We start from the raw sequence: 20,966 nt of genomic DNA, 5'->3' as shown, positions 1-20,966 counted from the left end.
GGATGCGAACGGCACGGCGATCGGCGCGGGAACCGGACGGCAGGGGGATCAGGTGGAGACGAAGGGTGCCGGGCGGTCCCTGGCGTGGCTGCTCGCGACCTGGGTCGGCACCCGTGCGGCGCTGCTGCTGTTCGTGTTCCGGGTGTTCGCCTTCCCGGGTCCGGACGTCACCTCGGACGTGTCGGTGATCTACCGCGGCTGGTACGAGGTCCTGCGGCAAGGAACGTTTCCGCTGGACGACGTGACCTGGCAGTACCCGCCCGCCGCCGCCCTGCCCGTCCTCTCCCCCGGCGTCCTGCCCTTCCTGTCGTACCCGCACGCCTTCTTCGTGCTGGCCTGTCTCGCCGACGCCGTCGTGCTGGCCCTGCTGCGGTACGCGGGCGGACGGCCGGACCGGTCGCCGCGCGGGACCTGGGTGTGGGTGGCGGGCGTGCCGCTGCTCGGGCCCACGGTGTACGCCCGCTACGACGTGATGGTGACCGCGGTGGCCGTGGCGGCGCTGCTGGCCGGGGCGCGGCACCCGCGGGTGATGGGCGCCCTGACGGCCTTCGGGGCGCTGCTGAAGGTGTGGCCGGCGCTGCTGCTGGTCGGTGCCGTGCGGCGGCGGGCGTGGGCGTCGGCGGTGGTGACCGCCGCCGGTCTCGCGCTGCTGTTCGCGGTGTCCATGCCGGGCGCCTTCGCGTTCCTGACCTTCCAGCGGGACCGGGGCACGGAGGTGGAGTCGCTGGGCGCCCTGGTCTTCCACGTGGCCCGGCACTTCGGCTGGCGGGGCGAGGTGCTGCTGAACTACGGCTCGATCGAGTTCCTGGGCCCGCACGTCGACCAGGTCAGCACGGCCGCGCTGGCGCTGACCGGGGTCGCGTTCGGCTGGCTGCTGCTGTGGCGGCTGCGGGCGACCCGGTTCGCGCCGCACACCGTCGCCGACGCGGCCCTGACGGCGGTGCTGCTGTTCACGGTGACCAGCCGGGTGATCAGCCCGCAGTACCTGGTGTGGCTGGTCGGCCTGGCCGCCGTGTGCCTCTCGTACCGGGCGAGCCGCATGGGACCGCCCGCGCTGCTGGTCCTCCTCGCGTCCTTCGTGACGGTCCTGGAGTTCCCGCTGGGCTTCTCGCACGTGGTGACGAGCGACTGGTACGGCGTCACGCTGCTGGTGGTGCGCAACGGCCTGCTGGTCGCGGCCACGGTCACGGCGGCCCGCCGGTTGTGGCGCGCGACCGTCCCGCCGGCCGCGACCGCCCCCTTCCCGTCTCAGACCGCCCGCGCGAAGGAGACCCCGGTCTCCTCCTGACGCCGGGCCCGCCGCAGCAGCACCGCCACCGCCGCGCACTGCACGGCCATCGCGAGCGCCGGCGCCAGGCAGACACCGGGCAGGCCGAGCCCGGCGGGGGCGTACGCCAGGGGAGCTGGACGGCGGTGCCCACGAGGGTGACCCGGAGCAGCGCCGGCGCTCCCCCGCTGCCCGCGGGGCCGGCGCCGAACGCGGCCATGATCCAGAGCTTCTTCTGCCGCGAGGGCGAGCCGGTGCCGGCCGAGGAGGCCGGGGACCTGTTCCGGGAGGGCATGCCGCGGGTCGGGCGGGCCACCGGGAAGGCCGAGCGGGAATGGCTGCGGGAGGCCCTCGACGTGCTCAGCCGAGCCGGTTCGTGACGTAGTCGCGCCAGCGCGCGGTGAACTCCTCCGGTGTCGTCCCGAGCACCTTCCGCAGTGCCCCCTCCACCGCGCCCGCCCGCTTCCCGTGGGCGCCGACGGCCCGGTAGAAGGCGCTGAGCCGGTCCGCGCCCCACCGCTCGGCGATCATCCGGCAGGCCAGCCAGCCGCCCTCGTAGGCCCGCGCCAGCCGGGTCGGCTCGCGGGTGAAGGCGAAGTCCTCGTCACCGGGGAGCGCGTCGGGCGCCTCGCCTTCCCGCACGGCCCGGGCCAGTTCCGGCGCGATCTCGCCCGGCGTGCGGCCGGTGCCCAGGTAGCCGATCCAGTCGGCGTAGCCCTCGGAGAGCCACAGCGGGGTGGCGGCGGTGGTGTCCGCCCGGGTGGCGACATGGGTCGTCTCGTGGGTGAGGACGACCTGCTTGCCGGCGTCCCCGAGCACGGCGTACGCCTCCGGGTTGACCAGCACCCGGTCCGCCGGCGACCGGCCGGAGCCGCCCGTCTCGCCCGTGGTGACGGCCGCGATGCCCCGGTAGTCGGCGGCGGGCGAGCCGAGCAGCGCCGCCATTCCCTCCAGGGACGGGGGGACCAGCACCACGATCCGGCGGCTCCAGTTCCGGCCCCACGCCCCGGAGACCGCCGGGACCGCCCGGTCGGCCAGCCGCGCGTACGGTCTCAGGCCGGCCGCGGACCCCCCGGCGCCGAGCACCAGGCTGTGCGCGCCCTGGACGGCGGTCACCGTGCCCTGGTCCCACAGCTGCTGTCCGGCCTTCCGGGCGGGCTCGTCGGCGGTGACGTACCAGTGGCCGTCGGCGGCGCGGCCCAGGGTGAGGGTGCGGCGGGCGTCGACGGGGGCGTTGTCGTAGCCGGCGACGCGGTAGCGCAGCTCGGCGTCGGCGGTGGCGCCGGACGCGGTGCGGCGCAGGGCGGTGACCCGGTAGCTCCAGGAGGCGAGCGGGAGGGCGCGCAGCCGGGTGTACTCGGTGCGGGTGCCGGTCGCGCCGTACGCCGTCTCGTCGTGGCCGAGCAGGGCCGCCGCGCGCCGGTCGAGCACCCGCTGCACCTCGGCCCGCGCGGAGTCGGTCACCGTGTGCGCGCCGCACCCGGTCAGCGGCAGCAGCAGGGCGAGCCCCACGGCCCCGATCTCCCACGCCCGCCCGCGACCAGCCATTTCCCGATCGTACGGCGAGGAGGGCGGTCAGGGCCGGGTGACCGAGGAGACCGGCATCATCCCGACCGGGTCGTAGCGCACCGGAGCACCGGGATAGGGAGCGTGGATGACCTGGCCGTTGCCGGCGTAGATCGCCACATGGCTGGCGTCGGAGCGGTAGACGACCAGGTCACCGGGGCGGGCCTGGGAGAGCGGCACCTGCCGGCCGGCGAACCGCTGCTCCTGCGAGGTGCGCGGCAGGTGGACACCGGCGTGCGCGTACGCCCACTGCATCAGGCCCGAACAGTCGAAGCCGGAGGGACCGTTGGCGCCCCACACATAGGGGCGGCCGAGGGCGGAGCGGGCGGCGGCCAGGGCCGCGGCGGCGCGGCCGTCGGGGGCGGGGGCGCCGGTCAGGTCGGGCAGGTCGGCGCGGCCGCCGCGGGAGGCCCGGTCGTACGCGGCGCGCTCGGCGGTGGGCAGGGCGTTGATCAGCCGCCGGGCCCGGGCCAGCTTCTGCTCCACGGTCCGCTTGTGCGCGGCCACGGCCTTGCGGCTCTTCTCCAGCTCGGCGAGCTTCCCGGCCGCCTCCGCGCGCTCCTGGGCGAGGTCGCGCAGCGCCGACTGCAGCTCCCCCAGCCGGCGGGCCTGCCGGGAGCCGATGCGGTCGAGCGTGGACGCCTTGTCCAGGTAGTCCTCGGGGTCGGCGGAGAAGAGCAGGGCGACCGTCGGATCGATGCCGCCGGAGCGGTACTGGGCGCCGGCCAGCGAACCGAGCTGCTCCCGCAGGTCGTTGACGCGCTGCTGCTGCCGGGCGATGTGGTCCTGGGCGTGCCGGACCTCCCGGCGCAGCCGGCCGGCCCGCTCGTCGGCCTTGTCGAAGGCCTGGGTCGCCTTCTCCGCCTCCTCGTACAGGCGGTCCACCTCGGCCCGGGTGTCGGCTCCCGGTACCGCCTGGGCGGGTACGGCGCCGAGCGCGGCGGCGGCCGACAGCACACACAGGGCGACGGCACCCCGGTCGAATCCGGACGGGGCAAGGCGGCGGTGGGACCCCACGGCAGTCCTAACTGCTGGCGGACACAGACCGTTTCCCCGGCGCCTGGGGACGGGGAGGCCCCGGCGCCGGGGAAACGCGGCAGACAGTAGCCGTGCGGACGGGCCCGGACCAAAGACCTCGGCGTCAACACAGACTGACGCCCCGCCGCTGACGCAGGTCACCGGCGGGGCGTGGAGTCAGTTCCGGTCCCCGGGATTCGCTCGTTCGGGCGCCACCGTGTCCGCGTGTCGCCGGGTGTCGGACGCCGGTGTCAGACCCGGACGCCGAACATGAACGGGCCACCGATGGTCGACATGGACTCGTACCGGACGACCGTGCCGGTGCGCGGGGCGTGCAGGATGCGGCCGTTGCCCGCGTAGAGGCCGACGTGGTGGATGTCGCTGAAGAAGAAGACCAGGTCGCCGATCTTGAGGTCGCTCTGGTTGTAGATCCTCGTGCCGATCTGCGCCTGCGCCTCGGAGGTGCGCGGGATGGAGACGCCGGCCTGGGCGTAGGCCCAGGAGGTCAGGCCCGAGCAGTCGAAGGAGGACGGGCCGGTGGCGCCGTAGACGTAGGGCGAGCCGAGCCGGGTCTGGGCGGCGGAGAAGGCCGCCTGGGCGCGGCCCGAGGCGGGCGGGGCGTCGCCGAGGTCCACGCGCTCGGTGGAGGAGCGGTTGGCGCGCTCCTGCTCCTCGGCGAGCTGCGCCTTCTCCTTGGCGGTCAGGGAGTTCAGGAGCTTCTGCGCCTCGGCGAGCTTGCTCTGGACTTCCTTCTTCTTGTTGCCCAGCTCGGTGCGGGTGGCGGAGAGGTCCTTGAGCTTCTCGGTGGCCTCCGCCCGCTCCTGGGCGAGTTCGCGCTGTTTGTCCTGGATCTTCTTCAGCGCGTCGACCTGCTGGCTGCTCAACTGGTCGAGCGTGGAGGCCTTGTCGAGGTAGTCGTCCGGGTTGGACGACAGGAAGAGCTGGACCGAGGCGTCGATGCCGCCGGAGCGGTACTGGGCGGTGGCCAGCGAACCCAGGCCGTCGCGCAGCTTGTTGAGCTCCTCCTGGCCACGGGCGACGTCGTCCTGGATGGTGGAGATTTCCTTCTGCAGCTTCTGCTGCTTCTCCTTGGCGCCGTTGTACTTCTCGGTCGCCTGCTCGGCCTGCTCGTAGAGCTTGTCGACCTTCGCCTTCACCTCGTCCTTGCTCAGCTTCTCGCTGGGGGCGGCGTTGGCGGCGTTCGCGCTCAGCGCGACGGCAGCGGCGGCTGCGGTGGTCAGCACGGTCACACGGGTGCGACTCGGCTGCTTGGGTCGACGGTGGGACGCCACGGAGGACGAACTCCTTCTTGTGAGTGATCACCCGTTCGGAGGTTCGAGCCCAGACCCTAGTGACCTCGTTGTGATCAGTTCAAATCCCACAGCAAAAAAACTCGTCACACAGTGCATTCTTTGCACACAACTCACGTGCAGTGAGAGGCGATTGACACTACGTTGCGTGACGATACGGCCAATTCGGGCATTGGGCGCGTCCGTTGGACCTTCAGGACAGTCGCTTCAGAAGCACCGCAGAGGCCACCGGTCGGGCACCCGCCTTCGCGACCCCGTCGGCCACCTCGCGGTCGGTGGAGGCGACGATGACCGGACGCCCCGGCGGCTCCGCCCGCACGAGCTGGCGGATCAGCTCGTCGGCCGTGACGCCCGGCTTGGAGAACAGCACCCGCACCCCGCGCGGTGGCGCGAGCAGCACCGGCGCGGCCAGTTCGGCGCCGTCGAAGACGCAGGTCACCTCGGCACCGGTCTGCGCGGCGAGCGCGGAGAGCTGCCCCAGCAGCCGCAGCCGCTGCTTCTCCAGGGGCATCTGCGGATAACCGGTCTTGGTCACGTTGTAGCCGTCGACGACCAGATGCGCCTGCGGCAGGGCGAGCAGTTGGTCGAGAATGGCCGGATCGTTCTCCGACAGGGCGCGCGCCGCGATGTCCTTCGGCGTCATCCGGCCCGGTTCGACCGCGTCCACGGTCTCGGCCGGGCGCACGGACACCGGAGGCAGGGCGAGTTCGCGCCGCAGCCCCTGCGTCGCCTCCAGCAGGGTGTCGAGCAGCAGCCGTACCCGCATGTCCTCCACGCTGCGGCCCTCCCGGGCCGCCCGCCGGGTGGCCTCCAGTGTGGCCTCGGCCTCGCCCAGGCGGGCCTTGAGCCGCCGGGACTCGCTCTCCGCGGCCGACACCTGCGCCTGCGCCTCGGCGCGTACGGCGTCCATCTCGGCCTGTGCCTTGCGCAGCGCGGCCTCGCCCCGCTTGACGTCACTGAGGGCGGCGCGCAGCTTGCGGTGAAGCGATTCCGCTTCCTTCTTCGCCGATTCCAGCTCCGTGCGCAGCCGTTCGGTCTCGGCCCGGGTGTGGTCGCGGGCCTGCGCCAGCTCCGCACGCAGCCGCTCCAGTTCGGCCCGGTTCTCCTCGTCGGCGCGCTCGGCGTGCGCGCGCTGGGCCTCCTCGCCGGCCGCGGTGACCAGCTTCACCCAGCCCGCCGGGCGCAGTACGTAGGCAGCGGCCGCCACGTCGAGCGGGTCCGCGGCCGGGGGCGCGGAGCCGGCGTCGAGGGCACCGGCGAGTTCCGGCTGCGCCTCTCTGAACCGCTCCCCGATCCGCTGCCGGAACAGGGAATCGGTCTCCAGCGCCGCCGCCATCGCGTTCCCGGCGAACTTCGCCCGGCGATTGGGGGCGAACCGGGCGTACTGTCTGAGCTGGGCGGGCAGTTCCGCCACGGTCAGCCCGCCGAAACCGTCCGACACGATCTGCACGACCCGCTTGCGCACGCCGTCGGGCAGCGGACGGTCAAGCACCTCAGCGGTGCCGTCGCCCGGCCCCCCGCCTGCGGTCTCCACCATCCGTCACACCCCAATACCGGAATAAGCCTCTCCGGGGCCGCCCCGCTCAGGAGCCGGCGCCCGGCCTGTCCACGAGTTCCACCTGGTCCACCGCGTTGCACCAGCGGCAGCGCACCGATTCGATGGTCTCACTGACCACCTCGCGCTCCTCCACCGTCGGCTCGCCCGCCAGGTCGAGGTGGACGTACTCGACGACCTTCGACGAGCGGGTCACGTCGAAGCGCGTGAGGTTGCCGCACAGGGTGCAGCGCCATCGTGTCGTGGCCGTCGGCAGGGGAACCGTCATCGTGACTGTTCTCTTCCTTCTCGTGTCGGTCCGCGCCGTCCCCCGACGCGTGTGGCCGTAACCCTACGGCCTGGCGGGTGCCCGCCGCCCGTCCGTCCGCGGCGGCGAGGCGGTCTGTCAGCAAGCGTCCCGTTACGTCATGCTCTGTAGTCATGATCAGCACCTGGAGCACGGCGGCCGGCAGGACACTGAGAGCGGTCCGGGGCACCTCGGCACCGATGACGTACGGCCTCATCGTCCTGTGCGGTCTGATCTTCGCCCTCGGCCCGGCCTCCGGGCTGGTCCCCGGGTACGGCTCCGGGGACGCGCTGCTCGCGGCGCAGCGGGCGTACTTCCGGCACTGGGGCGTGGTCCCGGCCGAGCTGTTCGAGGGCCCGGCCGGGGCCGCGCTCACCCCGGCCACCGCGCTGTTCGTGCACGGCAGCTGGGTGCATCTGCTCGGCAACATGCTCTTCCTCTTCGTCTTCGGGGCGATGACCGAAGAACGGATGGGCCGGGTGGAGTTCACCCTGTTCTACGTCGGCTGCGGCTACCTCGCCCTGCTGGGATACGCGGCGGCCAACGCGGCCTCCGAGGAGTCGCTGGTCGGCGCCTCCGGGGCGGTCTCGGCGGTCCTCGGAGCGTTCCTCTACCTTTTCCCCCGCGCGCGTGTGACCAGTCTCCTGCCGTTCCTGTTCTTCCTGCCGCTGCGCTTCCCCGCCTGGGTGGTGCTGCCGTCCTGGGCGGCCCTGCAGTGGCTGGCGGCGGGGCAGGCGTCCGACGGGCCGGGGGTGGCGTATCTGGCGCACCTGGTGGGGTTCGGGCTCGGGTTCGGTTACGCGTGGGTGCGTTATGGCCGTACGACTAGAGTGAAACCCTCCGCAGCTCCGGTCACCGAGGGAGAGAGACAGCCGTGATCACCGCGATCGTCCTGATCAAGACCAGCGTGGACCGGATCCCCGAGATCGCGGAGCGGATCGCTTCGCTGGATTCGGTGAGCGAGGTGTTCTCCGTCACCGGTACGTACGACCTGATCGCGATGGTCCGGGTGCGGGAGCACGAGGATCTCGCCGAGATCATCCCGGGGCGGATCAGCAAGATCCCCGGCGTCGAGGCCACGGACACGCACGTCGCCTTCCGCACCTACTCCCAGCACGACCTGGAGGCCGCGTTCGCGATCGGCCTCGACAACTAGGACGACCAGGGGCGGCCGGGGGCGGCCGGGGGCGGCTAGGCGCTCACGTCCACCGCGGCGATCCCGGTGCCCGAGGGGACGTAGAGCCGGTCGCCGCGCACGACCGGGGTGTGCTGGTCGTCGCCCGCGTCCCGGCCCAGGTCCGCGTTCCAGCGCTTCTTCCCGTTCAGGTCCAGCGCACAGACCTTCTCGCCCGCACGCGCGTACACGGTGTCACCGGCCACCACCGCGCGGGGAGCGGCCTGGCCGCCCTCGAAGCCGTACCTCCAGGCACGGGAGCCGTCGGCCGCCCGGACGGCGTAGAGGCCGCCCTGTTCGGTGCCGACGGCCAGCGTACGGCTGCCCCCGGCCAGGATCCCGCCGTCGTCCTCCTTGTGCCACAGCCGCCGGCCGTCCGTGACGCGGAAGCCCTGGAGTTCGGCGGCGGAGTCCGTGAACAGGGTGCTGCCCGCCAGGGCGAGGGCGGTGACGTCGGTGCCCCCGGACACCTGCCACTTCCGCGAGCCGTCCCGCGCGTCCAGCGCCAGCAGGACGTCGCCGTAGCTGCCCGTCCAGACGGTCCCCGCCGAGACGAGCGGGGTGCCGGTGGGGCCGGCCGGGGTCTTGACGGTCCAGCTCTCGCTGCCGTCGGAGGCGTAGCGGCGCAGCCCGCCCGTGTCCGTGCCGCCGACGGAGACGAGGACGTCCTGACCGAGCAGGACGGGGACGGCGTACCGCTGGTCGCCGAGGGTGCGGGTCCACAGCGGGCTGCCCGACGGGCTGACCGCGGTCAGCCGGCGCGTGTCCTCGGAGTGCAGGCCCACCACGCAGTACACGGCGTCCCGGGTGGCCACGGGCGTGGAGACGTCATCCCCCAGCCGGACCTTCCAGCGCTTGGAGCCGTCCCGGGAGATCGCGTGCAGCACCCCGCCCGAGGTGCCCGCGTAGACGACGGAGCCGTCCGGGGAGAGCGCGCAGCAGGCCCCGTCCAGACCGCCGATGCCACCGAGGTCGTACTGCCAGCGCAGCACCGCCGCCCCCATCGCGCGGTGGGCCGACGGGGACGGTGAGCGGTCGCTGCCGCCGCTGCTCTCGGTGCGGAACCCGTACTCCCACAGCCAGCCACCGGCCCCCACCCCGGCCACGCCGACGGCTCCCCCGGCGAGGGCCTTGAGCAGCCGGCGGCGACCAGGGGCCACGGGGCCCAGGCTGCGGCCGGCGGTGGGCACGTCGACGGGGGTGCCAGGGGTGACCGAACCGACCGGGGTGGCCGGGGCCGCCGAATCGGCCGGAGTGGCCAGGTCAGTCGAGCCGGTCGGGGCCCCGGTAACCGAGCCCGTCGGGGTCGAGGGGGCCGCCGAGCCGACCGGGGTAGCGGCGGCCGCCGAGCCGGTCGGGGTAGCCGGGGCGATCGAGCCGGCCGGGGTGGCGGGGGGCGCCGAGTCGGCCGGGGCGGCCAGGTCAGTCGAGCCGGCCGGTGCCCCAGTGGCCGAGCCCATCGGGATCGAAGGGGCCACCGAGCCGACCGGGGTAGCGGCGGCCGCCGAGTCGGCCGGGGCGGCCAGGTCGGTCGAGCCTGCCGGGGTGGCGGCGGTCGCCGAGCCGGCCTGGGTGGTCAGGTCGGTCGAGCCTGCCGGGGTAGCGGCGGCCGCCGAGTCGGCTTGGGTGGTCAGGTCGGTCGAGCCTGCCGGGGTGGCGGCGGTCGCCGAGTCGGTCGGGGTGGGCCGGGTGGGGGTTTCCGGGGCCAGGTACTCCACGCCGCTGGGACGGTCGTACGGGGTCGGGCGGGGCCGGGCCGCGGGGCCGTACCAGCCCGGGCGGACGGCGGTGCGCAGGGTGTCCGGGGTGAACCCGGCGCTCGCCACCACCTCCGCCGGCTCCGGGCGCTCCAGCGGGTCCTCGCGCAGACAGGCCGTCACCAGCGGGCGGATGTCCTCCGGGACGCCGGACAGGTCGAAGTCGCGGGTGAGGATGCGCAGCAGGACCACCGAGTCCTGCCCCTCGCCGAACGGCTCCCGGCCGGCCGCCGCGTAGGCGATGACCGCGCCGAGGGAGAAGACGTCGCTGGGCGGGCCGACCTGGCCGCCGTTGCGGATCTGCTCCGGAGAGACGTAGCCGACCGAGCCGACGACCGCCCCGGTCCGGGTCAGCGAGGTGGCCTCCAGCGCCCGGACGATCCCGAAGTCGATGACCCGGGGCCCGTCCGGGCCCAGCAGGATGTTCGACGGCTTCAGGTCGCGGTGGACCAGACCCTTGGCGTGGATGGCCGCGAGCGCCTCGCCGAGCGCGGCGGCGAGGATCCGGACCGCGGGCCCGGGCAGCGCTCCGTGGTCCAGGACGGCGTCCCGCACATTCGGTCCGGGCACGAACTCCGTCGCCATCCAGGGCCGTTCGGCCTCGGTGTCGGCGTCCACGACCCGTGCGGTGTAGGTGTCCGCGCCGCCGACGGTCTGGGCGGCGCGGACCTCGTGGCGGAAGCGGGCGCGGAAGGTGCGGTCCTCGGCGTGCTCGGCCCGTACGACCTTCACCGCGAGCCGCAGTCCGGTGCGGGACTCGGCGAGGTAGACCTCGCCCATGCCGCCCGCGCCCAGTCTGTGCGTGGTGGTGTACGGGCCGATGTGGCGCGGGTCTGTTGCGCGCAGCGGCTGCACTCCGGGCTCCCCCTGTCCGACGAGGTGTCAAGGGGAGGTTATAGCGCGGTCAGACCGCCGGCACGCAGCGGCCGTCCTCCGTGCGGTACTGCCACTTCGCGCCCTCCGCCACCAGTTCCCCGACGGCGTTCACGAAGCGCTCCACGTGCTCGTCCGGCGTGCCCGCGCCGAAGCTGACGCGGATGGCGTTGAGGGACTTCTCGCCGGGGGCCGCCTCGGGGGCGCCGCACTCGCCCTGGGTCTGCGGGCCGCTGCCGAGCAGGGTGCGGACCAGGGGGTGGGCGCAGAAGAGGCCGTCGCGGACGCCGATGCCGTACTCGGCGGAGAGCGCGGCGGCGAAGTGGGAGCTGTTCCAGCCCTCGACGACGAAGGAGATCACGCCGACGCGCGGGGCGTCGTCGCCGAAGAGGGACAGCACGCGCACCTCGGGCACCTCGCCCAGGCCCTCGCGGACCTTGGCGATCAGGTGCTGTTCGCGGGTGACGAGGCTGTCCCAGCCGGCCTCGGTGAGGGCCTTGCAGGCCGAGGCGATGGCGTAGGCGCCGATGACGTTCGGGGAGCCGGCCTCGTGCCGGGCCGCGGTCTCGTGCCACTCGACGGCCACGCCGCCGTCCTCGCGCCGGGTGACCTTGCGGCTGGCGCCGCCGCCCGCGAGGTACGGCTCGGCCGCCTGGAGCCAGTCGGCGCGGCCGGCCAGGACCCCGGAGCCGAAGGGGGCGTACAGCTTGTGGCCGGAGAAGGCGACCCAGTCGACGTCCAGGTCACGCAGGTCCACCGGGTGGTGCGGGGCGAGCTGGGCGGCGTCCAGGACGATGCGGGCGCCGTGGGCGTGCGCGGCGACGGCCAGTTCGCGCACCGGCCACAGCTCGCCGGTGACGTTGGAGGCGCCGGTGACGCAGACCAGGGCCGGGCCGTACGGGTCCCGGTCGGCGAGGGCCCGCTCCAGGGTCTCCACGGCCTGGCGCGGGGTGCGCGGGGCGTCGAGGTAGGTCACCCGCGCGTCCTGCCAGGGCAGCAGGGAGGCGTGGTGCTCGGTCTCGAAGACGAAGACCTGGCAGTCGGCCGGGATCGCCCGGGCCAGCAGGTTGAGGGAGTCGGTGGTCGAACGGGTGAAGATCACCTGGTCGGCCGGGCGGCAGCCGAGGAAGTCGGCGACCGTCTTGCGGGCGTTCTCGAACAGGTCGGTGGAGAGCTGCGAGAGGTAACCGGCGCCGCGGTGGACACTGCCGTAGTACGGGGCGTACGCGGCGACGTCGTCCCAGACGCGCTGGAGGGCGGGGGCGCTGGCCGCGTAGTCCAGGGCGGCGTAGCTGACTTCGCCGCCGGTGACCAGCGGGACGGTGACATCTCGCCCCAGAACGGGCAGAGGGGTGCAAACGGACTGGTCGGCGGCAGCGGTGGAGACAGACATGGCGGAACTCCCGTGACAGGAATGCGGAGAAGAGAGAAAAAGGGGTGTGCGGAGGCGGGGCTCTGCGGCCCTAACGCATTCGCTTGCTCACGGAAGGCTCCCTCGAACGACCAGGACCCCTGGTATGCGAGGGGTCCGCGCTTGCCGTAGGCCTTGCTGCCGTACGACCTGGTCTTCACCCGGGGCACCCCGCCACGGACGGAGGGTTGCCGGACAGTCGGCCGGGGCCTCATGACTGTCACTCATGACCTGGTACAGGAACGTACTGAAGTGATCGTCGCCCCGCAACCCGTGTCCGGATCGCGGGACGACTCCCGGGGGTGCTAGGCGTTGCTGACGGCCACCCAGCGGTCCAGGGTGCGCTTGGCCGCGCCCGAGTCGATCGACTCCGCGGCCCGTGCCATGCCCGCGCGGATCTGCTCGGTGAGCGGCGCGTCCGTCGGCTCCAGGGCCACCAGCGCCGCAGCCGAGTTCAGCAGGACGGCGTCCCGCACGGCCCCCGTCTCGCCGTCCAGCAGCCGGCGGGCGACCTCGGCGTTGTAGGAGGCGTCGGCACCGCGCAGGGCGTCCACGGGGACGAGGTCGATGCCTACGTCCCGCGGGTCGAAGACCTCCTCCGTGACCTTGCCGTCCCGGACCACCCACACCCGGGAGGGGGCGGTGACGGTCAGCTCGTCCAGGCCGTCGTCGCCCCGGAAGACCAGCGCGGAGTTGCCGCGCTCGGCGAGGACGCCGGCGACGATCGGCGCCATGCGGGGATCCGCGACACCGACGGCCTGCGACCGCACCTGCGCCGGGTTGGTGAGCGGGCCGAGCACGTTGAAGGTGGTCCGGATGCCCAACTGGCCGCGGGCGGCGGCGACATGACGCAGGGACGGGTGGAACCGCACCGCGAAGCAGATGGTGATGCCGGCCTCCTCCGCCACCTCGGCCACTCGCTGCGGGGTCAGGTTCAGGTTGATCCCCAGCTTCTCCAGGACGTCGGAGGAGCCGGAGGCGGAGGACGCGGCGCGGTTGCCGTGCTTGACGACCTTCGCCCCCGTGCCCGCGACGACGATCGAGGACATGGTGGAGATGTTCACCGTCTTGGCGCCGTCGCCGCCGGTGCCGACGATGTCGACGGCCGGGCCGGGCACCTCGATGACGTTCGCGTGCGCGTACATCGTGCGGACCAGTCCGGTGATCTCCTGGACCGTCTCGCCCTTGGCCCGCAGCGCCACCATGAAGCCCGCGATCTGCGCGTCGGTCGCCTCCCCGCGCATGATCAGGTCCATCGCCCAGGCGGTGTCGTCGGCGCTCAGGTCCCGGCCGTCCAGCAGGCCGTTCAGCAGGGCGGGCCAGGAGCGGCCCGCCGCGGTGTCGCCTCCAGCGGGGGTCACAGCGCTCATCAGCCGCTCCTTGAACAGGTTCCTGCTACGTCGTACACCACCCTATCCAGCCGGCGGCATGGCGAAGGGCCCCGTCCGTAACCCGGACGGGGCCCTTCAGCGTGGCGTGGCGACGCGGGGATCAGTGGTGGCCGTGGCCGCTCGTGATCTCCTTGTACTCCTCGACGGTCGGCTTCGGGATCTGGTTGTCCTCGCCGAAGTAGGCGTTGGACAGCTTCGCCCGCAGCTTCTCCGAGGCAGGGATCTTGCGCTCGACCCCGTTCTCGTCGACCGCCGGACCGATCTCGGCCGGCTGGTACTGCTCGTGCGAGGTGAGCGTGTGCAGCTGCTCCTGGCTGAGCGGCTCGTGCACCTCGATGAACTCACCGTGCGGCAGCCGCTTGATGATGCCGGTCTCGCGGCCGTGCAGCACCTTGTCGCGGTCGCGGCGCTGGAGGCCCAGGCAGATCCGCTTGGTGACGATGAACGCGATGACCGGACCCACGAAGTAGGCGATCCGGACGAACCAGGTGACCGCGTTGATCGACAGGTGGAAGTGCGTGGCGAAGATGTCGTTGCCACCACCGATCAGCATCACGAAGTACACGGTCAGCCAGGCGACACCGAACGCCGTACGGGTCGGAGCGTTGCGCGGGCGGTCCAGGATGTGGTGCTCGCGCTTGTCGCCCGTGACCCAGGCCTCGATGAACGGGTACATCGCGATCGCACCGAGGATCACGCCGAACAGCACCAGCGGGATGAACACGCCCAGGACCAGCGTGTGACCCCAGAAGTTGATCTCCCAGCCCGGCATGGCGCGGATCAGACCCTCGGCCATACCCATGTACCAGTCCGGCTGGGCGCCGGTGGACACCTGGTCCGGACGGTAGGGGCCGATGGCCCAGATCGGGTTGATCTGCGCGATGGCCGCGAGGGCCGCGAGCACACCGAAGACCAGGAAGAAGAACCCGCCGGCCTTCGCCATGTACACCGGCAGCAGCGGCATGCCGACGACGTTCTTGTTCGTCTTGCCGGGGCCCGTGAACTGCGTGTGCTTGTGGTAGAAGACCAGGATCAGGTGGCCCACGACCAGGCCCAGCATGATGCCCGGCAGCAGCAGGATGTGGATCGAGTAGAAGCGGGCCACGAAGTCGCCGCCCGGGAACTCGCCGCCGAAGAGGAAGAACGAGATGTACGTGCCGACGATCGGCACGGACAGGATCGCGCCCTCCATGAAGCGGACACCGGTGCCGGAGAGCAGGTCGTCCGGGAGCGAGTAACCGGTGAAACCGGTGAACATGCCCAGGACGAGCAGCAGGAAGCCGAACAGCCAGTTGACCTCACGCGGCTTGCGGAACGCGCCGGTGAAGAACACGCGCATCATGTGCACGAACATGCCGGCGATGAAGACGACCGCGCCCCAGTGGTGGATCTGCCGGATGAGCAGACCACCGCGCACGTCGAAGGAGATGTGCAGGGTGGAGCTGAACGCCTCGGACATCAGCTGTCCCTGGAGCGGGACGTACGAGCCGTGGTACTCCACCTCGTTCATCGACGGGTGGAAGAACAGCGTCAGGTAGACACCCGTCAGGATGATGATGATGAAGCTGTAGAGGCAGACCTCACCCAACATGAACGACCAGTGGTCGGGGAAGATCTTGCGCATGTTGGCCTTGGCGAGGGAGTAGATCCCGAGCCGGCCGTCGGCCCAGTCGGCGAGACGCTCGCCGGCCGGTGCCTTCCCGCGTGAGCGGGAGGTCTCGTTCGCTGAAGTACTCATCCGCGCTCCCAGAAAGCAGGACCGACGGGCTCCTCGAAGTCGCCGAGCGCCTGGAGGTAACCCTCACTGTCCACACCGATGCGCAGCTGCGGCAGGGCGTGGCCGGCGGGGCCGAAGATCACTCGGGCACCGTCGGAGAGGTCGAAGGTGGACTGGTGGCACGGGCACAGCACGTGGTGCGTCTGCTGCTCGTACAGGGAGATCGGGCAGCCGACGTGGGTGCAGATCTTCGAGTACGCGACGATGCCCTCGTGCGACCACTCCAGCTCGCGCTTGTCCTTGATGTTGCCCGGCTGGAGCCGGACGATCATCAGGGCGGCCTTGGCGATCTCCTTCTGGAACTCCTCGGAGTGCTCCTCCAGGCCGTCCGGCTTGGCGAAGGTGAGCGAGCCCACGGAGACGTCCTCGGGACGCAGCGGCTGGTTCGTGTTCATGTTGACCAGGCGCTTGCCCTTGGCCCACATGGTGTGGCGGAGCTTGGTCCCCGGCGCCGGGCCGAGACCGCCGAGCAGCATGACACCGGAGAGCGGCACCAGGGCCAGCGCACCGAACATCGTGTTGCGGATCAGCTTGCGGCGGCCGAGCGCCGACTCCTTGGCACCCTGGCGGAAGTCCGCGTGGACCTTCGCCCGCACGTCGGAGGGGGCCTCGATCGCGTGACGGTCGTCGGCGATCTCCTCGTCGGACATCAGGGTGCGGGCCCAGTGGACCGCGCCCGCGCCGATGCAGAACAGCGCCACACCGAGGGTCAGACCGAGCGTGAAGTTCAGCGCGTTGATGTGACCGATCGGGAAGACGAAGATCGACTTGTCGTGCGGGACCGCCAGGTACGCGGCGATGAAGCCGATGGTGGCCAGCATCGACACCGTGAACAGCAGGGCCACCACGCGCTCGGACCGCTTGGCGGCCCGCTCGTCGATGTCCTGGATCCGGTGCTCGTGCGGCGGCAGCCCCGGGTCCGCGAACGGGTTCTCCTCGTCCGCGATCCCTACCGCGCCGTGCGCGTGGTCCTGCTCAGCGGGCAGGTTCTCTTCTGGAATGTCTTGGCTACTCATGACTTCTTGGCCTTTGCGGTCCGAGCGGCGACCCACACGGCGACCACGATGAGCGTGCCGAGACCGAAGATCCAGCCGAACAGACCCTCGCTGACCGGCCCGAGGCCGCCCAGCTCCAGACCACCCGGGTTCTCGGTCTTGTCGCCGTTGACCGCGTTCAGGTACGCGATGATGTCCTTCTTGTTCTTCTCCGACAGCGTGGTGTCGGGGAAGGACGGCATGTTCTGCGGGCCCGTCTGCATGGCCTCGTAGATGTGCTTCGGAGCGACACCCTCCAGGTCCGGCGCGAACTTGCCCTTGGTCAGGGCGCCGCCCTTGCCGGTGAAGTTGTGGCACTGCGCGCAGTTGGTGCGGAACAGCTCGCCGCCCTTGGCGATGTCCGCGCCCTCGGGGCCGTACTGCTGTTTCGTGGGCACGGTCGGGCCGGCGCCCAGCGACGCGACGTACGCGGCGAGCTGGTCGATCTGGGCCTGCGAGTAGATGTTCTTCTTGCGCGGGACCTGGGCGCCCTGCGAGGTGGCGGCGGGCATGCGGCCGGTGCCGACCTGGAAGTCGACGGCCGCGGCGCCCACGCCGACGAGGCTCGGGCCGTCGGAGGAGCCCTGGCCACCGGTGCCGTGGCAGCTGGCGCAGCCGACCTCGTAGAGCTTCTTGCCCTCCTTGATGGTCAGGGACTGGGAGGTTTCATCGGCCTGCGCCTTGCCCGCGGGCGCGAACGCGGCGTACAGCCCCCCAGTGGCCGCCAGCGCGAGGAGTAGGACGACGACCGCCGCCAGCGGATGGCGTCGTCGTGCGGAGAGCTTTTTCACGGATTACCCCGGTGTCAGGATCTTCTGCGTCGGTGCTTCTGGATGTGCGGGAGCGGTCCCGGCTACTTGATCAGGTAGATCGTGGCGAAGAGGCCGATCCAGACGACATCGACGAAGTGCCAGTAGTAGGACACGACGATGGCGGCGGTCGCCTGCTCGTGGGTGAACCTCTTGGCCATGTAGGTGCGGCCGAGGACCAGCAGGAAGGCGATGAGACCGCCCGTCACGTGCAGGCCGTGGAAGCCGGTGGTCAGGTAGAACACCGAGCCGTACGGGTCGGAGGACAGCGAGATGCCGTCCTTCTTCACCAGCTCCGTGTACTCGTAGATCTGACCGCCGATGAAGATCGCACCCATGATGAAGGTGAGGATGAACCAGCCACGGAGCTTCTTCACATCGCCGCGCTCGGCCGCGAACACGCCGAGCTGGCAGGTGAGGGAGGAGAGCACCAGGATCGTGGTGTTCGTGGCGGAGAAGGGCACGTTGAGTGCCTCCGCCATCTCCTTCCAGTGAGCCGGTCCGGTCACCGACCGGAGGGTGAAGTACATCGCGAAGAGGGCCGCGAAGAACATCAGCTCGGAACTCAGCCAGATGATGGTTCCGACGCTGGTGAGGTTCGGCCGGTTGACCGACGGGTGCGCGTGCCCGGTTTCTACTGTCGTTGCTGTCGCCACGACCGACATTATGTCGGTCGCTTATCTCGCGCTCACTCCGGGGGGTGCCGTTCGGAGTGTTGCCACCCGCGAGACCGGTGTTGACGTGGTGTTCATGGGGACGATGGCGGGAGTAACATCCGCCGGAACGGGCCCGCCCGTCCTGTCCGTACGACGCCGACGTCTCGGAGGAACAATGCAGCCGACCGCCACGGTGCTGGTCTACAGCGACGACTCCAACACCCGCGAGCAAGTACGGCTGGCCGCCGGGCGTCGGCCGGCGCCCGACGTCCCCCTGGTCGAGTTCGTGGAGTGCGCGACTCCGCAGGCGGTGCTGCGGGAGCTGGACAAGGGCGGCATCGACGTCTGCGTGCTCGACGGCGAGGCCGTGCCGATGGGCGGCATGGGGGTGTGCCGGCAGATCAAGGACGAGGTGTTCAACTGCCCGCCGGTACTGCTGCTCATGGGGCGGCCGCAGGACGCGTGGCTGGCCACGTGGAGCCGGGCCGACGCGGCGGTGACCTTGCCGGTGGATCCGGTGGAGTTCGCCTCCGCCCTGGCCTCTCTGCTGCGTCAGCGGCGGTTGGTGGGCGCGTAGCGGGGCGGGGCGCCGGGTTCGCGGGCGAGTGCGGGCCGGTGGGTCCTCCTCGCTCGGTTCCCCGCGCCCCTTCATCACGCCGCCGCCGGCTGGACGCGTAGCGCGTTCCCCGGGGCCGGGCCCTCCGGTTTGCCGTTGAAGAGGGCGCTGCCCTCGCGCCACTTCTTCCAGTCGAGGTTCCAGTCGCCGAAGCCGTTGCCGAAGGGCTCCATGTCGTCGCCGTTGGAGTTGACGACCTTGACGATGTCGCCCTCGCGGACGGTGTCGAAGAACCACTCGGCGTTGGACGTGCTCATACCGGTGCAGCCGTGGCTGACGTTGGCGTACCCCTGGGAGCCCACCGACCAGGGGGCGGCGTGGACGTACTCGCCGGACCAGGTGACCCGGGTGGCGTAGTAGACCGGCAGGTCGTAGGAGTCGGCGCTGCCCTCGGCGATGCCGACCGTGGTGCCGCGCATGCGTACGAAGTACTGCTTGGCCAGGACGACCTTGACGCCGTTGCGGGTCTCGAAACCGGGCTTGCCCGTCGTGATGGGGATCTGGTTGATCTCCTGGCCGTTCTTGTAGACCGTCATCTGGTGCGTGGCGGCGTCCGTGACGGCTTCGATCCTGTCACCGGTGGTGATCGTCAACGGCTTGGACGCGCTGCCCCACAGCCGGTCGCCGATCTTGACGCCGTCCAGGTTGCTGTGGACCTGGATGGTGGCGTGCACGGGCCAGTAGTCCTTGGGCCGGTAGTGGAGTTCCTTGTTGTCGACCCAGTGCCAGGCGCCCTCCACGGCCGGCGTGGAATCGACCCGGAGGGCCCGTTCCACGACGGCGCGCTGTGCCTTGTCCTTGATCTCGTGGTCGAGTTGGGCCGTGATCGGCTGTCCGACGCCGTAGGTGCCCTTCTGCGGCCCGAACGTGACGTGCAGGCGCTGCTTGCTGGTCGGCTGGCTGGTGTCGAACGTGAGGACCTTGCGGCCGGGCGCGCCGTCCTCGTCCTCGGTGCTCACCGTGACCGTGTAGTGGGCGTTGGCGGCCAGCGGGGAGGTGCTGTGCCAGCGGCTGCCGTCGGCGGCGAGTTCGCCCGCCACATGGCGCCCTGTGGCGTCCTGGGCGGTGACGTCCGTGATGCGGCCCTCGTCGCTGTTGGCGGTCACCTCCAGGGGCTTGTCCGGGTCGGCCCGCTTCCCCGCTTCGGTGGGGCCGTTGAAGGAGATCAGGCCCGCTGCGTCGTACGGCCTGGCCGACAGGGGGTTGCCGTCCGAACCGCAAGCGGTGACGCCCGCGCCGAGGGCGGCCACCAGCAGCGTGCAGCTGACGACGGTGCGGGTCCGCGGAGTGTGGTTCATATGATCACGTTATGAGATGGAGAGCTCACCGGCATGGCAGGTAACCCGTACGAGCGAACGACACTGCGGCAAAGGAAGGACACGCCGGAGCAGCGGAAAAGCCGGGAGCCCGGACCCTCCTGATGGAGTGTCCGGGCTCCCGGCGTGTCGCTTCGCGTTCTACTGGGTGCGGTTCTCACCGTGGTAGTACTCGAACACCCAGCCGAAGATGCCGACCACGATGAACGGGGCGGCGAAGTAGATCAGCCACCAGCCGACCGCGATGCTGAGGAAGGCGACGGCACCGCCGAAGCCCAGCATGAGCGGCTGCCAGCTGTGCGGGCTGAAGAAGCCCAGCTCGCCCGCGTCGTCCGCGACGTCGGCCTCCTTGTCGTCCTGGGCGCCCGCGTCGACCCGCCGGGCGGTGAAGCCCAGGTAGAAGCCGATCATGACGCTCAGGCCGAAGGCCAGGAAGAGCGCGGTGGTACCGGCCGGCTCCTTCGACCACACGCCATACACGATGGCCATGATCAGAATGAAGACGCTCAGCCAGATGAACATCCGACCCTGGATCTTCACTTGCCGGCCTCCTTGCTGCCCGCGATGGCGGTGCCGTGACCGGCGTGCTCGAGCTGTTCGAGCGCGGCGATCTCAGGGTGGTGCAGGTGACCAGGAAGGTGCCGTGGAAGCCGATGAACAGCGTCCAGAAGGTGATCTTGCCGAGGCGCTCGTCGAGCATCTTGCCGGTCCACTTCGGCCACCAGAAGTGGAAGCCGGAGAACATCGCGAAGACGACCGTACCGAAGACCACGTAGTGGAAGTGGGCCACCACGAAGTACGAGTCGGAGACGTGGAAGTCCATGGGCGGCGAGGCCAGGATGACACCGGTCAGACCACCGAACGTGAAGGTGATCAGGAAGCCGGTCGCCCAGAGCATCGGTGTCTCGAAGGACAACGAGCCCTTCCACATCGTGCCGATCCAGTTGAAGAACTTCACACCGGTCGGCACGGCGATCAGGAAGGTCATGAAGGAGAAGAACGGCAGCAGCACACCGCCGGTGACGTACATGTGGTGGGCCCACACCGTCACCGACAGACCGGCGATCGCGATGGTCGCGGCGATCAGACCCATGTAGCCGAACATCGGCTTGCGGGAGAACACCGGGATCACTTCGCTGATGATGCCGAAG

At 71.2% G+C, this 20,966-nt stretch carries 19 protein-coding genes, 1 pseudogene and 1 riboswitch; of the genes and pseudogenes, 5 read left to right on the top strand and 15 right to left on the bottom strand.

The genetic code is table 11. The features are described from left to right. The first annotated feature begins 52 nt into the window (after positions 1–52). A complete protein-coding gene (locus tag OO52_RS06680; protein ID WP_030641933.1) occupies positions 53–1,288 on the top strand; it encodes a glycosyltransferase family 87 protein in 1,236 nt (411 codons plus the stop codon). A gap of 125 nt (positions 1,289–1,413) precedes the next feature. Further along, entirely contained in the window at positions 1,414–1,647 is a 234-nt protein-coding gene (locus OO52_RS06675; RefSeq protein WP_199820030.1) for a hypothetical protein, read from the top strand. Here the strand turns inward: OO52_RS06675 and OO52_RS06670 are convergent. The 5 genes from OO52_RS06670 to OO52_RS06650 form a co-directional block, all read right to left on the bottom strand. Next, positions 1,628–2,815: a hypothetical protein gene (locus OO52_RS06670; protein WP_199820029.1), complete on the bottom strand. Its 1,188-nt coding sequence runs from the start codon at positions 2,813–2,815 to the stop codon at positions 1,628–1,630. The genes OO52_RS06675 and OO52_RS06670 overlap by 20 nt on opposite strands. Before the next feature lie 27 nt (positions 2,816–2,842). Further along, positions 2,843–3,850, bottom strand: a complete 1,008-nt coding sequence (locus tag OO52_RS06665) for a C40 family peptidase (RefSeq protein WP_030641927.1) — start codon at positions 3,848–3,850, stop codon at positions 2,843–2,845. Positions 3,851–4,101: 251 nt separating this feature from the next. Beyond that, a complete protein-coding gene (locus OO52_RS06660; RefSeq protein WP_030641925.1) occupies positions 4,102–5,142 on the bottom strand; it encodes a C40 family peptidase in 1,041 nt (346 codons plus the stop codon). Positions 5,143–5,353: 211 nt separating this feature from the next. Further along, positions 5,354–6,697 carry an NYN domain-containing protein gene (locus OO52_RS06655; protein WP_030641923.1) on the bottom strand — a complete coding sequence of 448 codons (1,344 nt, stop codon included), beginning with the start codon at positions 6,695–6,697 and terminating at the stop codon, positions 5,354–5,356. A 46-nt stretch (positions 6,698–6,743) separates the two neighbouring features. Further along, positions 6,744–6,983 carry a hypothetical protein gene (locus OO52_RS06650; RefSeq protein WP_014672226.1) on the bottom strand — a complete coding sequence of 80 codons (240 nt, stop codon included), beginning with the start codon at positions 6,981–6,983 and terminating at the stop codon, positions 6,744–6,746. Positions 6,984–7,135: 152 nt separating this feature from the next. Here OO52_RS06650 and OO52_RS06645 point away from each other — a divergent pair, with 152 nt between their 5' ends. Continuing rightward, positions 7,136–7,879, top strand: coding sequence for a rhomboid family intramembrane serine protease (locus tag OO52_RS06645; RefSeq protein ID WP_030641920.1), 744 nt, complete (start codon positions 7,136–7,138; stop codon positions 7,877–7,879). Further along, on the top strand, positions 7,876–8,157 hold the full coding sequence (locus tag OO52_RS06640; RefSeq protein WP_014672228.1) for an Lrp/AsnC family transcriptional regulator: 282 nt from the start codon (positions 7,876–7,878) through the stop codon (positions 8,155–8,157). Before OO52_RS06645 ends, OO52_RS06640 begins: the two co-directional genes overlap by 4 nt. A gap of 35 nt (positions 8,158–8,192) precedes the next feature. On the opposite strand, the gene OO52_RS06635 is transcribed toward OO52_RS06640, so the two are convergent. The 7 genes from OO52_RS06635 to ctaE form a co-directional block, all read right to left on the bottom strand. Then, complete coding sequence (locus OO52_RS06635) at positions 8,193–10,787, bottom strand: protein kinase domain-containing protein (protein WP_030939751.1); 2,595 nt, start codon at positions 10,785–10,787, stop codon at positions 8,193–8,195. 49 nt (positions 10,788–10,836) lie between these two features. Beyond that, positions 10,837–12,198, bottom strand: coding sequence for an aminotransferase class V-fold PLP-dependent enzyme (locus tag OO52_RS06630; RefSeq protein ID WP_030641915.1), 1,362 nt, complete (start codon positions 12,196–12,198; stop codon positions 10,837–10,839). 132 nt (positions 12,199–12,330) lie between these two features. Then, positions 12,331–12,448, bottom strand: a riboswitch (SAM riboswitch). Between the two features lie 73 nt (positions 12,449–12,521). After that, positions 12,522–13,586: an anthranilate phosphoribosyltransferase gene (gene trpD, locus OO52_RS06625; RefSeq protein ID WP_030641913.1), complete on the bottom strand. Its 1,065-nt coding sequence runs from the start codon at positions 13,584–13,586 to the stop codon at positions 12,522–12,524. Positions 13,587–13,707: 121 nt separating this feature from the next. Further along, complete coding sequence (gene qcrB, locus OO52_RS06620; protein ID WP_030641911.1) at positions 13,708–15,345, bottom strand: cytochrome bc1 complex cytochrome b subunit; 1,638 nt, start codon at positions 15,343–15,345, stop codon at positions 13,708–13,710. Next, positions 15,342–16,400 carry a cytochrome bc1 complex Rieske iron-sulfur subunit gene (gene qcrA, locus OO52_RS06615; protein WP_030641910.1) on the bottom strand — a complete coding sequence of 353 codons (1,059 nt, stop codon included), beginning with the start codon at positions 16,398–16,400 and terminating at the stop codon, positions 15,342–15,344. Before qcrA ends, qcrB begins: the two co-directional genes overlap by 4 nt. Then, entirely contained in the window at positions 16,397–17,209 is an 813-nt protein-coding gene (qcrC, locus tag OO52_RS06610; protein WP_030641908.1) for a cytochrome bc1 complex diheme cytochrome c subunit, read from the bottom strand. Before qcrC ends, qcrA begins: the two co-directional genes overlap by 4 nt. A 62-nt stretch (positions 17,210–17,271) precedes the next feature. After that, a complete protein-coding gene (ctaE, locus tag OO52_RS06605; RefSeq protein WP_014672235.1) occupies positions 17,272–17,892 on the bottom strand; it encodes an aa3-type cytochrome oxidase subunit III in 621 nt (206 codons plus the stop codon). Between the two features lie 166 nt (positions 17,893–18,058). On the opposite strand from ctaE, the gene OO52_RS06600 reads away from it, so the two are divergent. Next, entirely contained in the window at positions 18,059–18,460 is a 402-nt protein-coding gene (locus OO52_RS06600; protein ID WP_030641905.1) for a response regulator, read from the top strand. A 74-nt stretch (positions 18,461–18,534) separates the two neighbouring features. Here OO52_RS06600 and OO52_RS06595 read toward each other — a convergent pair whose 3' ends face one another. The 3 genes and pseudogenes from OO52_RS06595 to OO52_RS46925 all read right to left on the bottom strand — a co-directional run. Continuing rightward, a complete protein-coding gene (locus OO52_RS06595; RefSeq protein WP_030641902.1) occupies positions 18,535–19,797 on the bottom strand; it encodes a L,D-transpeptidase in 1,263 nt (420 codons plus the stop codon). A 159-nt stretch (positions 19,798–19,956) separates the two neighbouring features. Beyond that, the gene (locus tag OO52_RS06590) at positions 19,957–20,355 is read right to left on the bottom strand and encodes a cytochrome c oxidase subunit 4 (protein WP_030641899.1); all 399 of its coding nucleotides are present in this window, start codon (positions 20,353–20,355) and stop codon (positions 19,957–19,959) included. 88 nt (positions 20,356–20,443) lie between these two features. Then, positions 20,444–20,966: pseudogene (locus OO52_RS46925) on the bottom strand (cbb3-type cytochrome c oxidase subunit I); the annotation flags it as partial.

The organism is Streptomyces flaveolus (assembly GCF_000716535.1).
Classification (GTDB): domain Bacteria; phylum Actinomycetota; class Actinomycetes; order Streptomycetales; family Streptomycetaceae; genus Streptomyces; species Streptomyces flaveolus_A.
The sequence above is the reverse complement of the archived record's forward strand: the minus strand, read 5'-3'. Positions and strand labels throughout refer to the sequence as shown.

Bases quoted from the DNA above. Each gene is read 5' to 3' on its own strand.
- qcrA (WP_030641910.1), bottom strand. From the start codon at position 16,400: ATGAGTAGCCAAGACATTCCAGAAGAGAACCTGCCCGCTGAGCAGGAC.
- OO52_RS06645 (WP_030641920.1), top strand. From the start codon at position 7,136: ATGATCAGCACCTGGAGCACGGCGGCCGGCAGGACACTGAGAGCGGTC.
- OO52_RS06595 (WP_030641902.1), bottom strand. From the start codon at position 19,797: ATGAACCACACTCCGCGGACCCGCACCGTCGTCAGCTGCACGCTGCTG.
- OO52_RS06650 (WP_014672226.1), bottom strand. From the start codon at position 6,983: ATGACGGTTCCCCTGCCGACGGCCACGACACGATGGCGCTGCACCCTG.
- trpD (WP_030641913.1), bottom strand. From the start codon at position 13,586: ATGAGCGCTGTGACCCCCGCTGGAGGCGACACCGCGGCGGGCCGCTCC.
- OO52_RS06600 (WP_030641905.1), top strand. From the start codon at position 18,059: ATGCAGCCGACCGCCACGGTGCTGGTCTACAGCGACGACTCCAACACC.
- OO52_RS06655 (WP_030641923.1), bottom strand. From the start codon at position 6,697: ATGGTGGAGACCGCAGGCGGGGGGCCGGGCGACGGCACCGCTGAGGTG.
- OO52_RS06630 (WP_030641915.1), bottom strand. From the start codon at position 12,198: ATGTCTGTCTCCACCGCTGCCGCCGACCAGTCCGTTTGCACCCCTCTG.
- qcrB (WP_030641911.1), bottom strand. From the start codon at position 15,345: ATGAGTACTTCAGCGAACGAGACCTCCCGCTCACGCGGGAAGGCACCG.
- OO52_RS06670 (WP_199820029.1), bottom strand. From the start codon at position 2,815: ATGGCTGGTCGCGGGCGGGCGTGGGAGATCGGGGCCGTGGGGCTCGCC.
- ctaE (WP_014672235.1), bottom strand. From the start codon at position 17,892: ATGTCGGTCGTGGCGACAGCAACGACAGTAGAAACCGGGCACGCGCAC.